Raw genomic sequence first — 17,558 nt, 5'->3', positions numbered from 1 at the left:
CTTGACGATGTTGTCGTAGATGGTGCGGCCCTCCTTCACAGCGCACGATGGTGGCGAAGTTGTCATCGGTCAGCACCAGGGTCGCCGCTTGTTGGGTTACTTCGGTGCCGGTGATGCCCATCGCCACACCTATATCTGCGGCTTTCAGTGCCGGGGCATCGTTCACGCCGTCTCCAGTCATCGCTACGATATGCCCCTTGGCCTTGAGCGCCTGCACAATCTTCACCTTGTGCTGCGGCGCAACGCGGGCGAACACGACAATATCGTCGATGCGTCGCGTCAGCTCTTCGTCGCTCATGGCATCGAGGTCTTCGCCGGCAACGGCGTCGCCCTTTAAGCCAAGTTCACGGGCGATCGCCACGGCCGTGACTTTGTGATCGCCGGTGATCATCTTCACCTGCACCCCGGCCTGATAGCAAAGCTCAATCGCCTTCCTGGCTTCCGAGCGTGGCGGGTCCATCAGGCCAACCAGTCCTACCAGCGTCCAGTCCTCGGTCCAGTGCCACGGGTCTTGCTCGGCATCGAAGTCGCTGCCGGGAATCGAGCGCGTGGCCACCGCGATAACCCGCATGGCCTGCTCGGCGAGGCGGACGTTTTCCGCGTGCAGTACGGCGCGCATATCGTCGTCGAGCGGCGCGGGACCCTTCTCGCTCAGCCAGTGCGAGCAGCGCCCCAGGAGCACATCAGGCGCGCCATTGATCATCATTTGAACAGCATCGCCATCACCCTGATGAAAAGTGGCCATGAATTTGTGGGCCGAATCGAAGGGAATCTCCGCCAGTCGCGGCGAGGCGCGCCGATCGACCTCGGGATCGATGCCGGCCTTTTGCGCCAGCACCAGCAGCGCACCTTCGGTGGGGTCGCCCACCAGCTTGCCCTCGCGCACCATCGCTTCGCTGCACAGGGCCATGGGGCGGGCCAGCGCCTGGAAGTCGGCAGCGCCGGCACTGTCAATCTCTCCCTGCGTTGCGTAGCCTTCGCCGCTGACGCTGAACTGGCCGCCGATGAACCAGCCGGCGCGGGCAGTCATCTGGTTGATGGTGAGCGTGCCGGTCTTGTCCGAGCAGATTACGGTGGTCGAACCCAGGGTTTCCACTGCCGAAAGCTTTTTCAGGATGGCGCGGCTCTGTGCCATGCGCCGCATGCCGATGGCGAGCGTCACGGTAACAACGGCAGGCAGCCCCTCAGGAATGGCGGCCACCGCCAACGCGACCGCAGTCATTGCTGCCTCGACCCAGGGCACGCCGCGCAGAAAATCCAGCGCCAGTATCAGCACCACGACCACGCCGGCTATGGCGGCCAGGCGTTTGCCCAGCAAGTCGAGCTGGCGCTGCAGCGGGCTGGGACCTTCGTGGGTCTGGGCGATCATGCCGGCCAGCTTGCCCATTTCTGTCTGCATGCCGGTCTCGGTGACCAGCATTTCCGCCCGGCCGCGGGTGATCACCGTATTCATATAGAGCATGTTGAAGCGGTCGCCCAGGGGCAGGTCATGGCGTTCAAGGGGTGCAACCCCCTTGCTGACCGGCTGGGACTCACCCGTCAGCGTGGCCTCGTCCACTTCGCTGGCGTGGATATCCAGCACGCGGCCGTCCGCCGGCACGCGGTCGGCCGCCTCCAATACCACCACGTCGCCGGGCACCAGCTTGTGCGCTTCGATTTCATGCAACTGGCCTTCGCGGCGCATCTTGGCCTTGGGCGCCAACATGCCTTTCAGGGCTTCGAGCGTGCGCTCGGCGCGGTGCTCCTGGTAGAAGCCCAGCAGGGCATTCAACAGCACCACCGAGAGGATGACAATGGCGTCCGTGAGATCGCCCACGGCATAGGCCAGCACCGCCGCGAACAGCAGCACGATGATCAAAAAGCTTTTAAACTGGTCCAGAAACTTCAGCCACAACGACCGTGGCGATTGTTCCGCCAGCTTGTTCTCGCCGATTCGCTCCAACCGCGCGCGGGCCTCGTCATGCGACAGACCGTCGGCTGGATGGGTACCTAGGTACTCCAGCGCTTTGTCGCCGCTCAGCGTGTGCCATGGAGAAGTGTTGCGGTTCATTGATGTCCTTATGACGCTGCTACGGTGACAAAGGCGGCTTGTTAAAAACAGTAGCATGCCGAAATGGTTCCGCCAGGCTGATCGGCAAGGGTCGCACCCTGTCGAGAGCAGGCGGATCCCGCCTCGCTCGCCATAGCCTTACAATCGGTGCGTTTGATTCGATTGAACAAGGGGTGATATTGTCATGATCAGGCAACCGACAGTTGGCATGGATATGAACGCCAATAGGACCAAAACATTCTTTATCCTGGATCAGTTTTCCTGTCAGCAGGGTCGAGGGATGAAGTGCTAATTGCTGAACAGCACAAAACTTAATACAAAACGACATTTTAAAATTCACCCGGGACCATAAGGTCATGCAAGCCGCAGAGTATGACCTACCCACTCCAGGAGCTGGAGCCTACGACCTGGTAACTGTAAGAAGGGGCATTGGACTGTCGAGGCAACTGGCGATGGTGCGTAGCAGTTCCTGGGCGGGGACGGTGGTGTTGCCATCATGCAGGATGCAGACCGCGCAGGCTTTGAGCAGGCGAGGTTTGGCCAGGGGTTTGAGTTGTTCGAGGGTGTCGAGCGCGTTGTTAAGCGTATTGAGATCGAGTGCATCCCGTGGCAGCAAGGCGATATCTGTCAAACCGGCTTCGGCCGCGCCGGCAGCGAAGGCCTGTGCCGCCTGTTGTGCCTCGTGGTATTCGGTATGCGCCACCAGTGAGAGGATCACCTGCAGCTGGGCTTTCACCTGTATCAACTTGCCGTGTCTCGCTCTGGCGGGCTTGCGCAGGCCGAAGTGTTGATCTAGTTGCCGGATCACCAGCCGCTGCAGGATCCACTCCTTGAGATCGACACGGTTGTCCGCGGCAATCAAGGCCTGCACTACACTCCGGAAACGCTGGTACTGCTCTTCGGATAGCCCTTCCAGCGCCGGCAGGGTCAGCTCGATCAACGGCAGGCGAACCGCTTCGGGCAGATCCCGGCGCAGTTCCGCCAGGGCCTGACACACCTGGACCACTTGCGGATCAGCCTGTTGTTCCAGAAGACGTCGTTGTTCCCGTTCGACTTGGGGTCGGGGATCGAGTAACAACACGTAGATCACCGCGCGGGCGCCGAAGGGTTCGGCGGCAGCTTCGCGCAGTTCGGGTGGAATGGCGGCGATGATCGCCTGAGCCGCCTCGACCTGCTGTTCGTCAAAACTACCAACCTGATCCACCATCTTGCCGGCGCTGAGGACGCCGGCGGCAATCACCGCACCGACGATATCCAGTGAGGGTTTCGGTGCTGTTTCTGGGATAGGCTCGGGGTCTGACTGCTTGACCGGTACGACAAACTCGCCATCCCAGGCGGGATCGAGGCGCTTGATCCGATCCGGCAATGGCGGATGGGTGGAAAACAGCGACTGCATGAAGCCTTTGACCCCCTGCGCCAGGTAGGCGTGGCTGTACTCGGGGGCGGACGGGGTTTCCAGCAGCGAGCCGTGCGTGGCGCCGCCGATTTTTTTCAGCGCCCCGGCGATCCCTTGATTGTTGCGGGTAAACTGCACCGCCGAAGCATCGGCCAGGTATTCGCGCTGGCGACTGACCATGGCCTTGATCCATTGGCCGAAGAAGTGGCCCACGTAACCGATCACCAGCAGACCGATACCCAGGCCGATGATCGCCACCATCATCCCGCCGGATTGCCGGTTGCGGGAGAGGCGCGCGAAGTACGACGAGCGCAACAGGAAATAGCCGATCAACGCCAGTAACAAAATACCGTGCAGCACGCCGATCAGGCGAATGTTCATGCGCATGTCACCGTTAAGGATGTGACTGAACTCGTGGGCGATGACCCCTTGCAACTCGTCGCGGGTCAGGGCTTCCATGGCGCCACGGGTGATGCCGATTACCGCGTTGTTGGGACTGGAGCCGGCGGCGAACGCGTTGATGCCCTCTTCCTCCAGCAGGTAGACCCGGGGTACTGACATGCCGGCGGCGATGGCTATCTCCTCCACCACGTTCAGCACACGGCGTTCGTCGGGATCCCGGCTGTCTGGACTGAGCGCGCGTCCACCGAGCATCTCGGCCACCTTGTGCCCGCCGCCGGAGAGCGACAGGGTTTTGTAGGCACTGCCGAGAAACACCAGCGTGATAATCACCGCAGCCACGCCGAGAAACACATCCCACTGAAACTGCCCGGCCAGCAGTGCGGGCGAGAAGGTCACCACCCCGCTCTGGTTATAGGCGAGGACACCCAGGACCAGTAGATTGACCAGTAGGATCAGCCCCGCCACCGCCAGCATAAACAGCACGATCAGCCAGCCGGTCTGGCGTCGGGCCCGATCCTGCGCTTCAAAAAAGTCCATAGCCTATCTAAACGTCCCGAATGCACGACCATATTGCTCAAAAGATTGCTTCGCTTCGCTCGCAATAACTGAAAATAGTGATGTCATTGCGAGCAACATCATGACAAAGCAATCTCTGTGAACTGGCATTCGAAACTCCTGTTTAGCGCAACCGCCGGATCAAAACGAGACACTGGGCGCAGCCTGTATCTCGGCGCTGTCTTCGAACTCCAGCAGGTGAGCATCCTCAGCGTGGCCGAACATGCCGGCGAAAACATGCTGCGGGAAGGACTGCTTGTAGGTGTTGTAGGCCATCACCGCATCGTTGAAGGCCTGACGCGCGAAGGCGACCTTGTTCTCGGTGCTGGTCAGCTCCTCGGTGAGCTGCATCATGTTCTGGTTGGCCTTGAGATCGGGATTGGCCTCGACTACCAGGTTAAAGCGCCCCAGCGCCCCGGCAAGGTTGCCTTCGGCCCGGCTCAGGTTATCGATCGCCTGGCCGTTGCCGGGATCGTCATGGGCCTGATCCAGCCCCTGCTGCGCCGCGTTGCGTGCCTGTACCACCGCATCGAGGGTTTCGCGTTCGTGCTTCAGATAGCCTTTGGCGGTTTCCACCAGGTTGGGGATCAGATCGTAACGACGCTTGAGTTGCACCTCGATCTGGGCGAAGGCGTTTTTAAAGCGATTTTTCAGCGCCACCAGGCGGTTGAAGATCGCGATGATGTACACCACGATGATCCCCAGCACCACCAGGATCACAATTGTCGAAATATCCATTATTACTCTCCAGCGCGGTTTTTCAACGCATCATAGCTGCATATAGATACAGGTGCTAGTTTAGATCCTCAGATTCCTGATGTCTTATATACGCCCGGATCACTTTTTCCTCTCGACCAACCGTCGATGCGGAATATCCTCTCGCCTGGAAATGCTGGCCTATGTAACTCCGTTTCCGGCCTGTATGGGTCCGGGCGATGTGAATCGTACTTTTCCCTTGATGAAACCCACCACCTGAGATACTGCATACCTTGGAGGGATCGAAATCATCATATTCACATGATCCGGTATGGCTCATCATTCATGCCAAGCTTGTCCGGTGTTTAGTGTGGCAGCGTACATACAGAAGAAAGAATTGCTGAGACACTACTCCCTCGCAGTAGCAGATGGTCTGATGCTGATCCGCCGGATCAGGATAAAGACAACCTTCAAATCTGATTTGCATAAGGACAACGAGATGAATACTAAATTTCGAAAAGCAATACTGGCTGGTGCAATCGCCGCAGTGATTTCAGCACCCACATTCGCTGCCGAGGGAGTCCAGTATGGAGGGTCTTCTGAAGCACCAGGCAAGACTGGATCGGATATGCCAATGCACAACCAATCCACAACCGGGGATTCGATGGAGAAGCAGCAGAATATGGGTGACAAGTCCACGAACACGGCTGGCAAAACCGGATCGGATATGCCAATGCACAGCCAATCCACAACCGGGGGTTCGATGGATAAGCAGCAGAATATGGGTGACAAGTCCAAGGACACGGCAGCCAAAAACCCGGTAAAAGACAACCCGATTTATTCGCGATCCGCAGAAAGTCTTGACGGTGTGGAGATCGTGGACGCGGCAGGCAAAGAGATCGGCACGATCAAGAGCGTAGTGTTGGCAAAGGATCGCCGCAGCGCCCATGCAGTTGTCTCCACAGGCGGCATAATGGGGGTCGGGGCGCGCGATATCCTGGTCTCTCTCGATGAGCTCACTACAGTGGATGACAAGTTGCAGATGACTATCAACCAGGAGCAGCTCGAAGCCCGCCAGGAGTATCAATCGGAACAGTATGTAGAGCTGGAAGGCGACAAACCAATCGACGGAGCAATGTCCGAGTTCTCGGCATTCGAAACGGAGGATAAATCCCAGGATCCGACCTTGGCTCCCGTGGCGCCGGAATCGGTGAAGTAACACCCTGTACCTGGCACGTAATTAAAAGGACAAAGGGAGGGGTCAGGTCTTGTATTGGTATACCCATGGTTTAGGGTAAGCGAGTACAGGAGCTGAACCCTTTTTTACATGATGAGCCATTCCATAAATCTCGATCGAAGCCATACACCACAGGGCCCCTCCGACCGGTTTGCACATGGCTTGACGAGACTGCTCCGCTTTTTCGCGGATACCTTATTCGCCAAGCACTATGCACACCGCGCGGTTGTCTTGGAAACAGTAGCCGCGGTTCCCGGCATGGTAGGGGCTACGCTGCAGCACCTTAAGGCATTGCGGCACATATCCGACGACCATGGATGGATTCGTACGCTAATGGATGAAGCGGAGAACGAGCGAATGCACCTGTTGACCTTTATCGAGATCGCAAAACCGACCCGCTTCGAGCGCTGGCTGATTATCCTGGCGCAGGGAGTTTTCTATAATCTCTTCTTTCTACTGTACCTGATCTCACCGCGCACGGCGCATCGGGTGGTGGGTTATTTTGAAGAGGAAGCGGTGGTCAGCTATACGGAATTCCTCGCGGAAGTGGAGGCAGGGAACCATGAAAACGTGCCGGCCCCGAGGCGGGCGATCGATTATTGGCACCTGCCGCCGGATGCCAGGCTATCGGACGTAATCGTTGCCGTGCGCGCCGATGAGGCCGGACACCGCGATGTCAACCACGGCTTCGCCGACCATCTTAGCGAACAGTAAATGGTATAAACCGTCTTTTCACTGAAAAACCCTCCCTGACCACCCCGATTCCCCCGGTCATATTATGGCAAGGCTTCGTCAATCACCCCCCGGAACCTTCAACCTTCAAATTTTCTTGCACTGCTAGTTGCACCAGCCATCGATACGACCAGCTTGCGCCTAGTCTTATATGCACTAGCGAGCTGTGGGGGTTCAACTGTATAAACTAGCTCGTGAAGCGGAATTCAAGTGCTTATCGAGATGGGCGCAGTTACCCGCCGCAGGCTATGCAACACCGCAGGAAGCGCGGTGGTGACTCTTCCTCCGCGCGCCGCTTGCTACACGACGGTCGCTTGGCCTCGCGCGACCAGGAGATGGCGGATGTTGACGGACAGCTCAAACGGCCTGTCGAGTTCGAAGCCGGCAGAATTATCGGGTCTTTGTTCGCTAACGTACAGAAGCGGGGTTCATGCAATGGTACAAAGGATTGTCATTAGCATCAAAAGGAAACGAACCGTGAACCAAATTATCTGGATTGTGGGTGCGGTCGTGATTGTCCTGGTAATACTGGGTTTTCTGGGACTGCGCTGAATCAGGCGAGCGCCTCACGCTTGCCTCACGCTTGTTGGGTGCGTGATTGCTTACAGAACACGCCGCTGGCGAGAGTTCGCTGCACGGAACCTAACTGTACGGCGAGGGACGTCGCGGTTTGTCGATGGCAAGTGCCCCAGGCTCCTCTTTTCGCTCAGTGAGGAAACGCACCAACACGACTGTCTCCATCCCTCAGGCTGGTGGCAAAACAACCGCCTTGTTACTTCCGCTCCACGGAAGTCATCTGACACGCTGATCGCGGGGAAGCCTGATCGCGAGGTCGCCCCAATTGTTCCGGTTGTTACTCTACTTGGCACACACCGGAAATAAATGTGGATTAATATCTGGGGGTCGTCAGTGGATTTGAAAAGCGGCTATCCGTATTGGGCGATCAAGAATGGCCTGATGTATGCCTTCCCGCAGCTTGGTGCCAACCTGAGTTGCGACGTGGTGGTGGGCGCCGGCAGCACCGGCGCGCTGATCAGTCACCATCCGCAGTACGGGCCGCGCGTGTTGTTCGCGCTGGCCTACGGTGGAAACGGCATCACGTACAGCATGCCCGGCGCTGGATTGCTGCGCGCGCAGATCGAACGCCGCCCGCATCCATTGACAGCGCTGTTCTCCTTTGCCCGGCAGGGATGTCGATGATTGGGGGCCGGAGATCCATGCTCTGGGTCATCGGAGTCACCGTGCTGGCCACCGGCCTGACGCTGGTGTTGTTGCAGAACTTCAAGTCAGCCGAGAAGGTGATGGAGCGCAAGGTCGAGCATCGCTACGCTGTCTCCGATCCGGAGTTTCGGCGCGAGATGTCCGTCTTGCTGGGCCCCGCCATAGTGCGCGGCAATCAAGTTACTGCGCTGCAAAACGGCAACGAGATATTCCCCGCGATGCTGCAGGCCATTCGCTCGGCGCAGACGTCGATCACGTTCGAAACCTTCATTTACTGGTCAGGTGAAATTGGTGAAGAGTTCTCGCAAGCGCTTTCTGAACGTGCCCGCGCGGGCGTGCCGGTTAGCGTCATCATCGACTGGGTGGGCAGCACCAGGATGGAGCAGTCATTACTGGACTCCATGCAGGCCGCCGGGGTGAAGTTGCATCGATATCGGCCGCTTCGCTGGTACAACTTGGGCCGCATGAACAACCGCACCCATCGCAAGCTGCTGGTGGTCGATGGTCGCATCGGGTTCACCGGAGGGGTAGGCATCGCGGATCAGTGGACTGGCGACGGTAGCGATCCCGAGCACTGGCGAGACACCCACTACCGGGTCGAAGGGCCCGTGGTGGCCGAGTTCCAAGCGGCCTTCAACGACAATTGGATCAAGACCACTGGCCAGGTGCTGAACGGCCCGAGCTACTTCCCGCGCCTGCAGAAGGAGGGCGATATGGACGCACACGTGTTTGTTGCCTCGCCATCCGGCGGGAGCGAGAGCATGCATCTGATGTATCTGCTTGCCATCGCGGCGGCCGAGACGACTATCGACCTGGCGGCGTCCTACTTTGTGCCGGACAGGCTGTTGATCAAGGCGTTGATCGCTGCCCGCGGACGCGACGTTCGCGTTCGCATCCTGTTGCCTGGCCCACACACCGACTCGCTGACATCCAAGGCGGATTGGGGCGAGTTGCTGCACGCAGGTGCCGAGATCCACCTCTATCAACCGACCATGTTGCATACCAAGCTGCTGGTCATCGATGCCGAGTTTGTTTCGGTGGGTTCAACAAACTTCGACATGCGCTCGATTCGGCTCAATGACGAAGCGAGTCTGAATGTCTACAGCAGCGATTTCGCCACTCGGATGACGGCGGTATTCGAGGCCGATCTGCTGGCGGCTGAGTCGTATTCCCTTGCCCGTTGGGAGAGTCGTCCGCTGCGCGAAAAGCTCTCCGAAAAGATTCTGCTACCGATCAAATCGCAGCTTTGATCAAAGAGTTTCGCAGTTGCTGCCCACCCGGCACACGGCACGAGTCCCTACCCCCTTACCCCATGGATCCAACATGAACATCGACAACAGAATCACCGCACTGGTAATGACCGATTCCCAAAACGATTTGCTCAGCGAAGACGGACCGCAGCAATCCAACACAGGAATCGTCGCCTGGAGGAAGACGGCATTCACATTGGCATTGCTGTCCCTGCTTGTCCTTCTGTCAGCCTGCGGACAGTATGCACGGTTGTCAGCGCAAGCCGGAACCGGCGCCGATCCGGAACTGCCGCAGCCCAACCGCTCCCTTATTCCCACCGTCCAGATCGCGCCTGCCGTCGGGTGGCCAGACGGCGCCACTCCGACCCCGGCCGAGGACATGAAGGTGACGGCCTTTGCCGAGGACCTCGAGCACCCGCGATGGCTGTACGTCCTGCCAAATGGCGACGTACTGGTCGCCGAGACCAACGCACCACCGGGGAAAAGCGGAATCGGCGGCGTTAAGGGCATGCTGATGAAACTGGTCATGAAGCGCGCCGGGGCCGGGGTGCCGAGCGCCAACCGCATCACCCTGCTGCGTGACACTGATGGTGACGGCAAGGCCGAATTCCGCAGTGTGTTTCTCCAGGACCTGGATTCGCCGTTCGGTATGGTGCTGGTCGGGGACACGTTATACGTGGCCAACGCCAACACATTGTTGAAAGTGCCCTATCAGCGCGGTGAGACAACCATCACCGTGGCCCCTGCCAAGGTTGCCGAGCTACCCGGCAAGGGCGACGAGATGAACCATCACTGGACCAGAAGCCTGGTCGCCAGCGTCGATGGCGCCCACCTGTACGTGGGCGTTGGAGCCAACAGTAACGTTGCCGAGAACGGCATGCATGCCGAATACATGCGCGCGGCGATACTCGAGGTCGATGCTGCGACCGGCACCACGCGGGTATTCGCTTCGGGCCTGCGCAATCCGGTCGGCATGGACTGGGAGCCGCACACGGGTGCGCTGTGGGCGGTTGTCAACGAACGCGACGAACTCGGCAGCGACCTGGTGCCTGATTACCTGACCTCGGTCCGCCGGGACGCCTTCTACGGCTGGCCCTACAGCTACTACGGCCAGCACGTCGATAAGCGCGTGAGCCCGCAACGGCCAGAGCTTGTGGCTCGCGCGGTTTCGCCAGATTTTGCCCTCGGCGCGCATGTGGCGCCGTTGGGTCTGGCCTTCAACAAGAGCGGCGTGGCCGGCCAAGGTGAGGGCGCGTTCGTCGGCCAGCATGGTTCCTGGAATCGACGGCCACTGAATGGCTATCGCGTCGTCTTTGTACCGTTCACCGACGGTCGCCCGGCGGGTCCGATACAGGTCGTGCTGTCCGGCTTCGTGGACGCGGACGGAAACGCCCGCGGGCGGCCTGTGGGGGTGTCACTGGATGGGCGTGGGGGTCTGCTGGTAGCCGATGACGTTGGCAACTCTGTATGGCGCGTAACAGCAGTGCGCGACCTGCCTGCCGGTGCGCCGACCACGACCTCCACCGCCGAGCCTCGGTAAGCCTCCTGCTCCGTGCGGTCGACACTGCCATCAACATCAAGGAATCAGCCTTGATTCAGGGTAGCGACGATGTACGGGGTGCTTTTTTGCGGGAGACTTGTCGGAAAAAATGACTCCGCATAAGTTGGATGGTAGACCCTGATCATGGCTTTTTACTACGTCGTCCTGTCCGGGTGAACCTTACAGATGGCCTGGAGAGCGGAGCCACTGTGATACCGACACCCATGGGATCGCCGTTTACCGGACATTCCATGCAGTTATGCTACTCTATAGGGGCGCACCAAACGGAAGAAGGGATTATGGGAAAGCTGGCCAAGGCTCTGGCGGGCACAATGCTGTTGCATCTGACCGTCGCAGAGGCCGACGAAACGGTTAAGTCGAGGTTCACGCTCAACGGCTTCGGCACGCTGGGCGTGGTCTATTCCGACGAGGAGCAGGCGGACTTCGTCTCGAACACGTTCGCCCCCGACGGGGCGGGCTACACCCGCACCTGGAGTCCCGAGGTCGACAGCCGGCTCGGCCTGCAGCTTACTGCCAGCCTCACCCCCCGGCTCACCGGTATCCTGCAGCTTATCGCCGAGCAGCGTTACGACGAAAACTACACCCCGTCCGTGGAGTGGGCCAACCTCAAGTACGACATCACCCCGGACTTGAGCGTACGTGTTGGGCGTATGGTGCAGTCGTCACTCATGGTTTCCGAGTACCGCAAGGTGGGGTATGCCACCCCGTGGGTCCGTCCTCCCGATGAGGTTTATAGCCTCGTCCCCGTCACCAACTTCGACGGCATCGACCTCAGCTTTCGCTCGCACTTCGATGGTTTCACCAATACCCTGCAGGGCGCATATGGCCGCAAGGACGCCTCGCTGCCGGATGGCGGCACGGCCGAGGTCCGGGATGTCGTGACCTTGACCGATACCCTGGAGTGGGGCAACGCCACCCTGTTTGCCAGCTACGGTCGCACCCGTCTGTCGATTGACGCTAAAAATATCAACGCCCTGTTCGAGGGCTACAGGCAGTTCGGCCCCGAGGGCGAGGCCATCGCCGACCGCTACGATGTCGACGACAAGCGCTACGAGGTCGTGGCGGTCGGCACGCGTTACGACCCGGGGGACTGGTTCGTGATGGGTGAGTTGGCCCACTCGAACAGCCAGACTTTTATTGGCGATTCCCGCGGCTGGTACGTCACCGGCGGCTACCGGTTCGGTGCCATCACCCCCTTTGTAACGCTGGCGCGAGTCAGGGTAGACAGCAGCACCTCGGATCCGGGGCTGTCGCTGGGAGGGCTGCCGCCGTCGCTCGCCGCCCGGGCCGGCGGCCTCAACGCCGCGCTGAACGGGCTCCTGGGATCTGTTGCCCAGCAGAAGAGCGTGACGCTGGGTGCGCGCTGGGATTTTGCGCGGAATGCGGCGCTGAAGGTGCAGTACGACCGGCTCGATCTGGACAACGGTTCGCCCGGCGTGTTGAGCAACACCCAGCCCGGCTTTGAGCCGGGGGGGCGGGTCGACCTGTTCAGCGTCACACTCGACTTCGTGTTCTGAGGTGATCGAGTGCCAAGAGGAATGACAGCGATCGGATGGGGGCTTCTGCTGGGGCTCATGCTCGGCACCGCCAGCGCCGAGGTAGTGGTCGTGGTCTCGTCCGAGAATCCGGTCCAGAGCCTCTCACACGCGGAGCTCGCGGATATCTACCTGGGCAGGATGCACAACTTTCCGAACGGCGAGAGCGTGGTGCCTGTCGACCAGCGGGAAAATTCACCCACGCACCACGAGTTTTACAGCCGCTACCTGGGGCGTACGCCGGCGCTGATCAAGGCGCACTGGTCAAAACTGATCTTCAGCGGCCGGGGTCGGCCGCCGCGCACCGTTACCGACGACAAGGCCGTGGCGGAGTTCGTGGCCGGCAACCACCACGCTATCGGTTACCTCACCCCTGAGCTGGTGGACAAACGACTACGGGTGGTGCCAATTGAATGAGCTGGCCGGGCAGGGAGAAGAAAAGCTGACGCCAGACGAGGGCCACGCCGGCCACAGCCGGCTGCATCGGCTATTGGAGCCCCCCATTCTGTTCAGCGGCATCGTCCTGCTGCTGCTTGCAGTGATCTGGGCCGTCTCCTTCAATCTCGTCGCCAGGGATCACCTTGCGGCCGAGCGCACCGCCGCGGCACTCGCGATGGACCTGGCCGACACCTACGAGGCGCAGGTGGTGCGCGCCCTGCGCGAGATCGACAACACGCTGAAGCTGGTACGTTACAGCCTGGACACCCGGGAGGCGCAGGCGATCCTGGATGAGCTGCGCACGAAAGGGTTGCTGCCCCCCGAACTCCTCTTCACGGTCAACATCACCGATGCCAATGGCAACGTCATCGCCGGCACACACTCCGCCACCGGGGAGAACGTCACGGCGCTGGACTTCTTTCAACGCTCACGCGAGGAGGACGGCATGGTGATCGGCGCACCCCGGCACGAACAGAGCGCGAACGAGTGGCGGCTGACCTTCAGTCGACGCATCGCGGATGCCGGGCAGCGCTTCGCCGGAGTGGTGGCGGTTTCGGTACACGCAGGCTATTTCGTCAGCGTTTATGAGGAGGCGGTGCTGGGCGAACACGGAGTACTCGGTCTTGTCGGTACCGACGGTGTGTTCCGGGTGCGGCGCACCGGCGAGGCGATCACCGCCGGCACTTCGGTCGACTACAACGCGCTGGTAACCAGGGGATCCGCTGACGATGCGCCTACCGCGGTGACGCCCAACCCCTGGGACAACACCCGGCGCTACACCGTCGCCCGGGAGCTGTACGAGTTTCCGCTGGCGATCGTCGTCGCCCTCTCCGAAGCGGAACAGCTCGTCCCTGCCGAGCGGATCGCGCGCACCTACATGTGGCGCACCGCCCTGGGCAGCCTGCTACTGGCCACTGTGGTGGGGCTGCTCGGCAGGCTGAGCTGGCAACTGCAGAAGGCGCGCACGCGCGCCATGAAGGAGCGGGTTGCCTATGCGCGACGCGTTGAATATCTCGCCTACCACGACAACCTTACTGAGCTGCCCAACCGCGCCCTGTTCAGCCGGCTCCTCATCCATGGGATGCAGTACGCACGGCGCTATGACAAACAGCTTGCGCTGCTGTTTCTCGACCTCGACCATTTCAAGGCGATCAACGACTCGCTCGGCCACGAGGCCGGCGATGAGCTGTTGCAGGAGCTGGGCAGGCGCCTGCGGGAGTCGGTGCGGGAAAGCGACGTCGTCGCACGGCTGGGAGGCGATGAGTTCGTGATCCTGCTGCCGGAGATAAGTGAGGACTCCCAGGTGCAGCCGGTCGCCGACAAGATCCTGGCGGCGGTCGGCAGCCCCTTCACGCTTGCCGGGCAGGAGTTTCGCATCTCCGTGAGTATCGGCATCGCCCTCTATCCGCACGATGGCGAAGACGAGCAGACACTGATGAAGAACGCCGATACCGCGATGTATTACGCGAAGGAGAGAGGAAGAAACAATTTCCAGTTTTACTTCGAGAAGCTCAACAGCGACTCGCTGGAGCGCCTCGCTCTGGAGTCGGGCATGCGCAAGGCGCTGCAGAGCGACGAGTTTCGTCTCTTCTACCAGTCGAAACACGACGTGCGCAGCGGCCGCGTCACCGGCATCGAGGCGCTGCTGCGCTGGCAGCATCCTGATCTCGGGCTGATTGCCCCCATGCTATTCATACCGCTGGCCGAAGAAAACGGGCTCATCGTCCCGATCGGGCGCTGGGTGTTCGACACCGCGCTGCGGCAGAATGTCGCATGGCAAAAGGAGGGGCTCCCCAGGCTGAGCATGGCGGTGAACCTGACCGCACGCCAGTTTCTCGACGATAACCTCGTGCTGGATATCCAGAACGCGCTGCGGGAGACCGGTATGGCTCCCGAACTGCTCGAGTTGGAGATCACCGAGATGATGATCATGCACGACATGGAGGTGACGATCCGCATCCTGCAGGAGCTGAAACAGATGGGCGTGCGCATCGCGATCGACAACTTCGGCACCGGTTACTCCTCCCTGGCGAAACTGAAGGGGTTTCCGCTCGACACCCTCAAGATCGATGGCTCGTTCATCCACGATGTCGTTTCGGGCAGCGAAGGGAAGAGCCTGACCCAGGCCATCATCGAGCTGGGCAAGAGCCTGGGTATCACGGTGGTCGCCGAAGGGGTCGAGTCGAAGGAGCAGGTCGATTATCTGCGCCTTCACGCGTGTGACCAGTACCAGGGCTTCTACATCAACAAGCCGATGCCGGCGCAGGAGTTCGCCGACGTGGTACGCGAACAGTTACAGGAGTCTGCACAACCCGCACCTCACCCCTGACTTTACTACTCGTTGCCTATCTCATCCGACATAAAACCAAGGGGGCAGGTTCGAGGTTATAGCGAAACCGGATCAACTCATCCGCGGCAGTGGATGCCGGATGACAGGCCGCAACGCCTTCCCTTCAATCGGTCCTGCAACCGCTTGCGAAAACCGGGCAAATCAATCTCCTGCTCAGGGGCGTAGCCTGCAATCACCAGTATCGAGATCAGCTCCGGTTGAATATCTCTTCGCAGCCGCCATTGCAGCACACTCAGGCTGATATGTCGGCCGCGGCGGCACAACGCCACATAGCGAAAGCCCGGCAAGCTCCACTGGATACCATGACCATCTTTAATTTCTGACATGGTATTTTTGCACAGCACCAATCCGGGCAAAGACAATACCCGGAAAAATACCATACAAAAATACTGCTTGCCGCTGCCTGTGACTGCCTGTCAGTGTCAGATCAAAAAGCAGAATGAACCCTGCAGAAACGAAAAAACCAGCAATGACGTCGGGTTTCATGGTTTTGTTGCCTGTTGTTGCCATTCAGTGCCAGCCACTCCCACTCGATTGTAAATAAGCCATTTTTACAATTTATAATCAATAGCTTATCTTCTGTGATTGGTGGTAATACCATGAAAAATACCATGTTCAAAAATTGTTGCTGATTATCATCAAAAATCCCGATTACAGAAGAAATTCATTGCTTCATTAGACCTTGCACAGCCGGTTTAACGGTCGTTAACTCATAGCGCGTGGTTCTGCCACCACCCGGTAGCGGCTTGATGATCCCCTTGGCAACCAGATCCGAAAGATCACGACTCGCTGTTCGATTGGGGCACTTCGTGATAGCTTCATATTTCTTGGTTGTTATTCCGCCTTCAAAGCCCTTTCGACCTTCAGCGAACACTCGCAATACCATCCTGGCCTGCCGGTCATTCAGCTGGTCACCATAGGTTTCGTAGAAACGTGTCTTGGTCAGTACAAAATCCACTTCTTCCCTGGCTATTTCCTGTGCCTTGATGACCTTATTGGCAAAGTAATCAATCCAGTCATTAACATCCAGGCTTCCACGGCTCGCTTTCTCCAGTTGCAGATAATAAGATTTTTTGTCTCCCTCTATCGCCGTGGCAAGACAAGCCGTGGTCGGATAGCCGAGAGACTGCGAAAGCGCATGGTCAGCAATCGCCCTACCGACTCGCCCATTCCCATCATCGAAAGGATGAACCACTTCGAACCAGAGGTGTGCAATACCTGCTCGGGCAATCCCTGGTATCTTCTTATCACCTTTCGAAGGGCTAATCTTGTTGTACCAACCGATGAATCTTGTCATTTCGTCAGGCACTTGAGTTGCTGGCGGGGCTTCATAGTGAACCTTTTCCCGACCGTAAGGCCCGCTCACTATTTGCATTGGCGAAGGATCGTTGCGGTATGCACCTCGCAGAATAGGCGTGTAGCGCTGTTCCGGGACAGCCATGGATTGCCACTTGCCCAGCAGTTCATGCGTCAGCGATGTTTGCCAGTTCTTACGAACGTCCACCAGCAGCATCGCGGCCCCCGCCGCTTTCTGGTCCGAGTTATCCGGTAGCGTATCCGATGTAATTAAAGAGAGTAGAGATGACCTGACCGATTCTCTATCCAGATCCTCGCCCTCAATGGCGCTGGTTGTGATGGCTTCTGAAAGCATCAAATCGATCGTGGCATCCTCTTGGGACGCCATTGGCAATGCCTCAAAGCGGCCGGCTAGACGCTCTGAGTTTATGCGAAATTCAAGTTCCCGATCATCGAGCGCGTGATTGTCAAAGCGAAAACTTGGCCAGTCGGGCTGTTGCCATATCCATTTCATGCGGCACATCCATGTGCCGCACCCTGACGGGCGGCCTTTGGCCGTGCAAACTGTTGATCCTGCCACTTTGTCATGGCGCGATTCTAGCACTTTTTCACGCCATATTATAGCTTATTATTGGCGTGATTATGGGCCATAATCACGCCACACCCGTTCGAGAAGAGAAATCTGAACGCCATTAATACCGTGAAAGCACCAATTCGCCTCTCATGGTATCGCTGTGTTCTAATTTCAACACGCGGAAAATACTATGAAAAATACCATTGATGATGCAGATTATATTATCGATATGACTTGATTTTATTATTATAATTCAACGTATTAC

The 17,558-nt window shown here is 58.9% G+C and carries 13 protein-coding genes and 2 pseudogenes; 8 read left to right on the top strand and 7 right to left on the bottom strand.

The features are described from left to right. Positions 1 to 97 precede the first annotated feature (97 nt). The 4 genes and pseudogenes from O9K64_RS04215 to tnpA all read right to left on the bottom strand — a co-directional run. Positions 98 to 2,050 (bottom strand): annotated as a pseudogene (locus tag O9K64_RS04215) (cation-translocating P-type ATPase); the annotation flags it as partial. A 400-nt stretch (positions 2,051 to 2,450) separates the two neighbouring features. Then, positions 2,451 to 4,385, bottom strand: coding sequence for a M48 family metallopeptidase (locus O9K64_RS04210; RefSeq protein ID WP_275096837.1), 1,935 nt, complete (start codon positions 4,383 to 4,385; stop codon positions 2,451 to 2,453). Between the two features lie 159 nt (positions 4,386 to 4,544). Next, positions 4,545 to 5,141 (bottom strand): LemA family protein, encoded by a 597-nt coding sequence (locus O9K64_RS04205; RefSeq protein WP_275096836.1) that lies wholly within the window; start codon positions 5,139 to 5,141, stop codon positions 4,545 to 4,547. A gap of 55 nt (positions 5,142 to 5,196) precedes the next feature. Continuing rightward, positions 5,197 to 5,432: pseudogene (gene tnpA / locus O9K64_RS04200) on the bottom strand (IS200/IS605 family transposase); the annotation flags it as partial. A gap of 37 nt (positions 5,433 to 5,469) precedes the next feature. Here tnpA and O9K64_RS23615 point away from each other — a divergent pair. The 8 genes from O9K64_RS23615 (at position 5,470) to O9K64_RS04160 (ending at position 15,402) form a co-directional block, all read left to right on the top strand. Beyond that, positions 5,470 to 6,318, top strand: a complete 849-nt coding sequence (locus O9K64_RS23615; RefSeq protein ID WP_275096835.1) for a PRC-barrel domain-containing protein — start codon at positions 5,470 to 5,472, stop codon at positions 6,316 to 6,318. Positions 6,319 to 6,426: 108 nt separating this feature from the next. Further along, positions 6,427 to 7,050, top strand: a complete 624-nt coding sequence (locus O9K64_RS04190) for an alternative oxidase (protein WP_275096834.1) — start codon at positions 6,427 to 6,429, stop codon at positions 7,048 to 7,050. Between the two features lie 900 nt (positions 7,051 to 7,950). Beyond that, positions 7,951 to 8,268, top strand: a complete 318-nt coding sequence (locus O9K64_RS23610) for a hypothetical protein (RefSeq protein WP_335342228.1) — start codon at positions 7,951 to 7,953, stop codon at positions 8,266 to 8,268. A 17-nt stretch (positions 8,269 to 8,285) separates the two neighbouring features. Then, positions 8,286 to 9,539 carry a phospholipase D-like domain-containing protein gene (locus tag O9K64_RS04180; protein ID WP_275096833.1) on the top strand — a complete coding sequence of 418 codons (1,254 nt, stop codon included), beginning with the start codon at positions 8,286 to 8,288 and terminating at the stop codon, positions 9,537 to 9,539. Between the two features lie 73 nt (positions 9,540 to 9,612). Continuing rightward, complete coding sequence (locus O9K64_RS04175; RefSeq protein ID WP_275096832.1) at positions 9,613 to 11,079, top strand: PQQ-dependent sugar dehydrogenase; 1,467 nt, start codon at positions 9,613 to 9,615, stop codon at positions 11,077 to 11,079. Between the two features lie 299 nt (positions 11,080 to 11,378). Further along, positions 11,379 to 12,617 carry a porin gene (locus O9K64_RS04170; RefSeq protein WP_275096831.1) on the top strand — a complete coding sequence of 413 codons (1,239 nt, stop codon included), beginning with the start codon at positions 11,379 to 11,381 and terminating at the stop codon, positions 12,615 to 12,617. A gap of 21 nt (positions 12,618 to 12,638) precedes the next feature. Then, positions 12,639 to 13,052: a phosphate ABC transporter substrate-binding protein gene (locus O9K64_RS04165; protein ID WP_275096830.1), complete on the top strand. Its 414-nt coding sequence runs from the start codon at positions 12,639 to 12,641 to the stop codon at positions 13,050 to 13,052. Further along, entirely contained in the window at positions 13,045 to 15,402 is a 2,358-nt protein-coding gene (locus tag O9K64_RS04160; RefSeq protein WP_275096829.1) for a putative bifunctional diguanylate cyclase/phosphodiesterase, read from the top strand. Before O9K64_RS04165 ends, O9K64_RS04160 begins: the two co-directional genes overlap by 8 nt. Before the next feature lie 77 nt (positions 15,403 to 15,479). Here O9K64_RS04160 and O9K64_RS04155 read toward each other — a convergent pair whose 3' ends face one another. The 3 genes from O9K64_RS04155 to O9K64_RS04145 form a co-directional block, all read right to left on the bottom strand. Next, on the bottom strand, positions 15,480 to 15,749 hold the full coding sequence (locus O9K64_RS04155; RefSeq protein ID WP_275096828.1) for a hypothetical protein: 270 nt from the start codon (positions 15,747 to 15,749) through the stop codon (positions 15,480 to 15,482). Next, the gene (locus O9K64_RS04150; RefSeq protein ID WP_275096827.1) at positions 15,736 to 15,933 is read right to left on the bottom strand and encodes a hypothetical protein; all 198 of its coding nucleotides are present in this window, start codon (positions 15,931 to 15,933) and stop codon (positions 15,736 to 15,738) included. Before O9K64_RS04150 ends, O9K64_RS04155 begins: the two co-directional genes overlap by 14 nt. Positions 15,934 to 16,087: 154 nt before the next feature. Then, positions 16,088 to 17,233: a Fic family protein gene (locus O9K64_RS04145; RefSeq protein WP_275096826.1), complete on the bottom strand. Its 1,146-nt coding sequence runs from the start codon at positions 17,231 to 17,233 to the stop codon at positions 16,088 to 16,090. Between the last annotated feature and the right edge of the window lie 325 nt (positions 17,234 to 17,558).

Source organism: Sedimenticola hydrogenitrophicus, assembly GCF_029017505.1.
Lineage (GTDB): Bacteria > Pseudomonadota > Gammaproteobacteria > Chromatiales > Chromatiaceae > Sedimenticola > Sedimenticola hydrogenitrophicus_A.
Note: the sequence above shows the minus strand (reverse complement) of the source record. Positions and strands in the feature narration are given on the sequence as shown.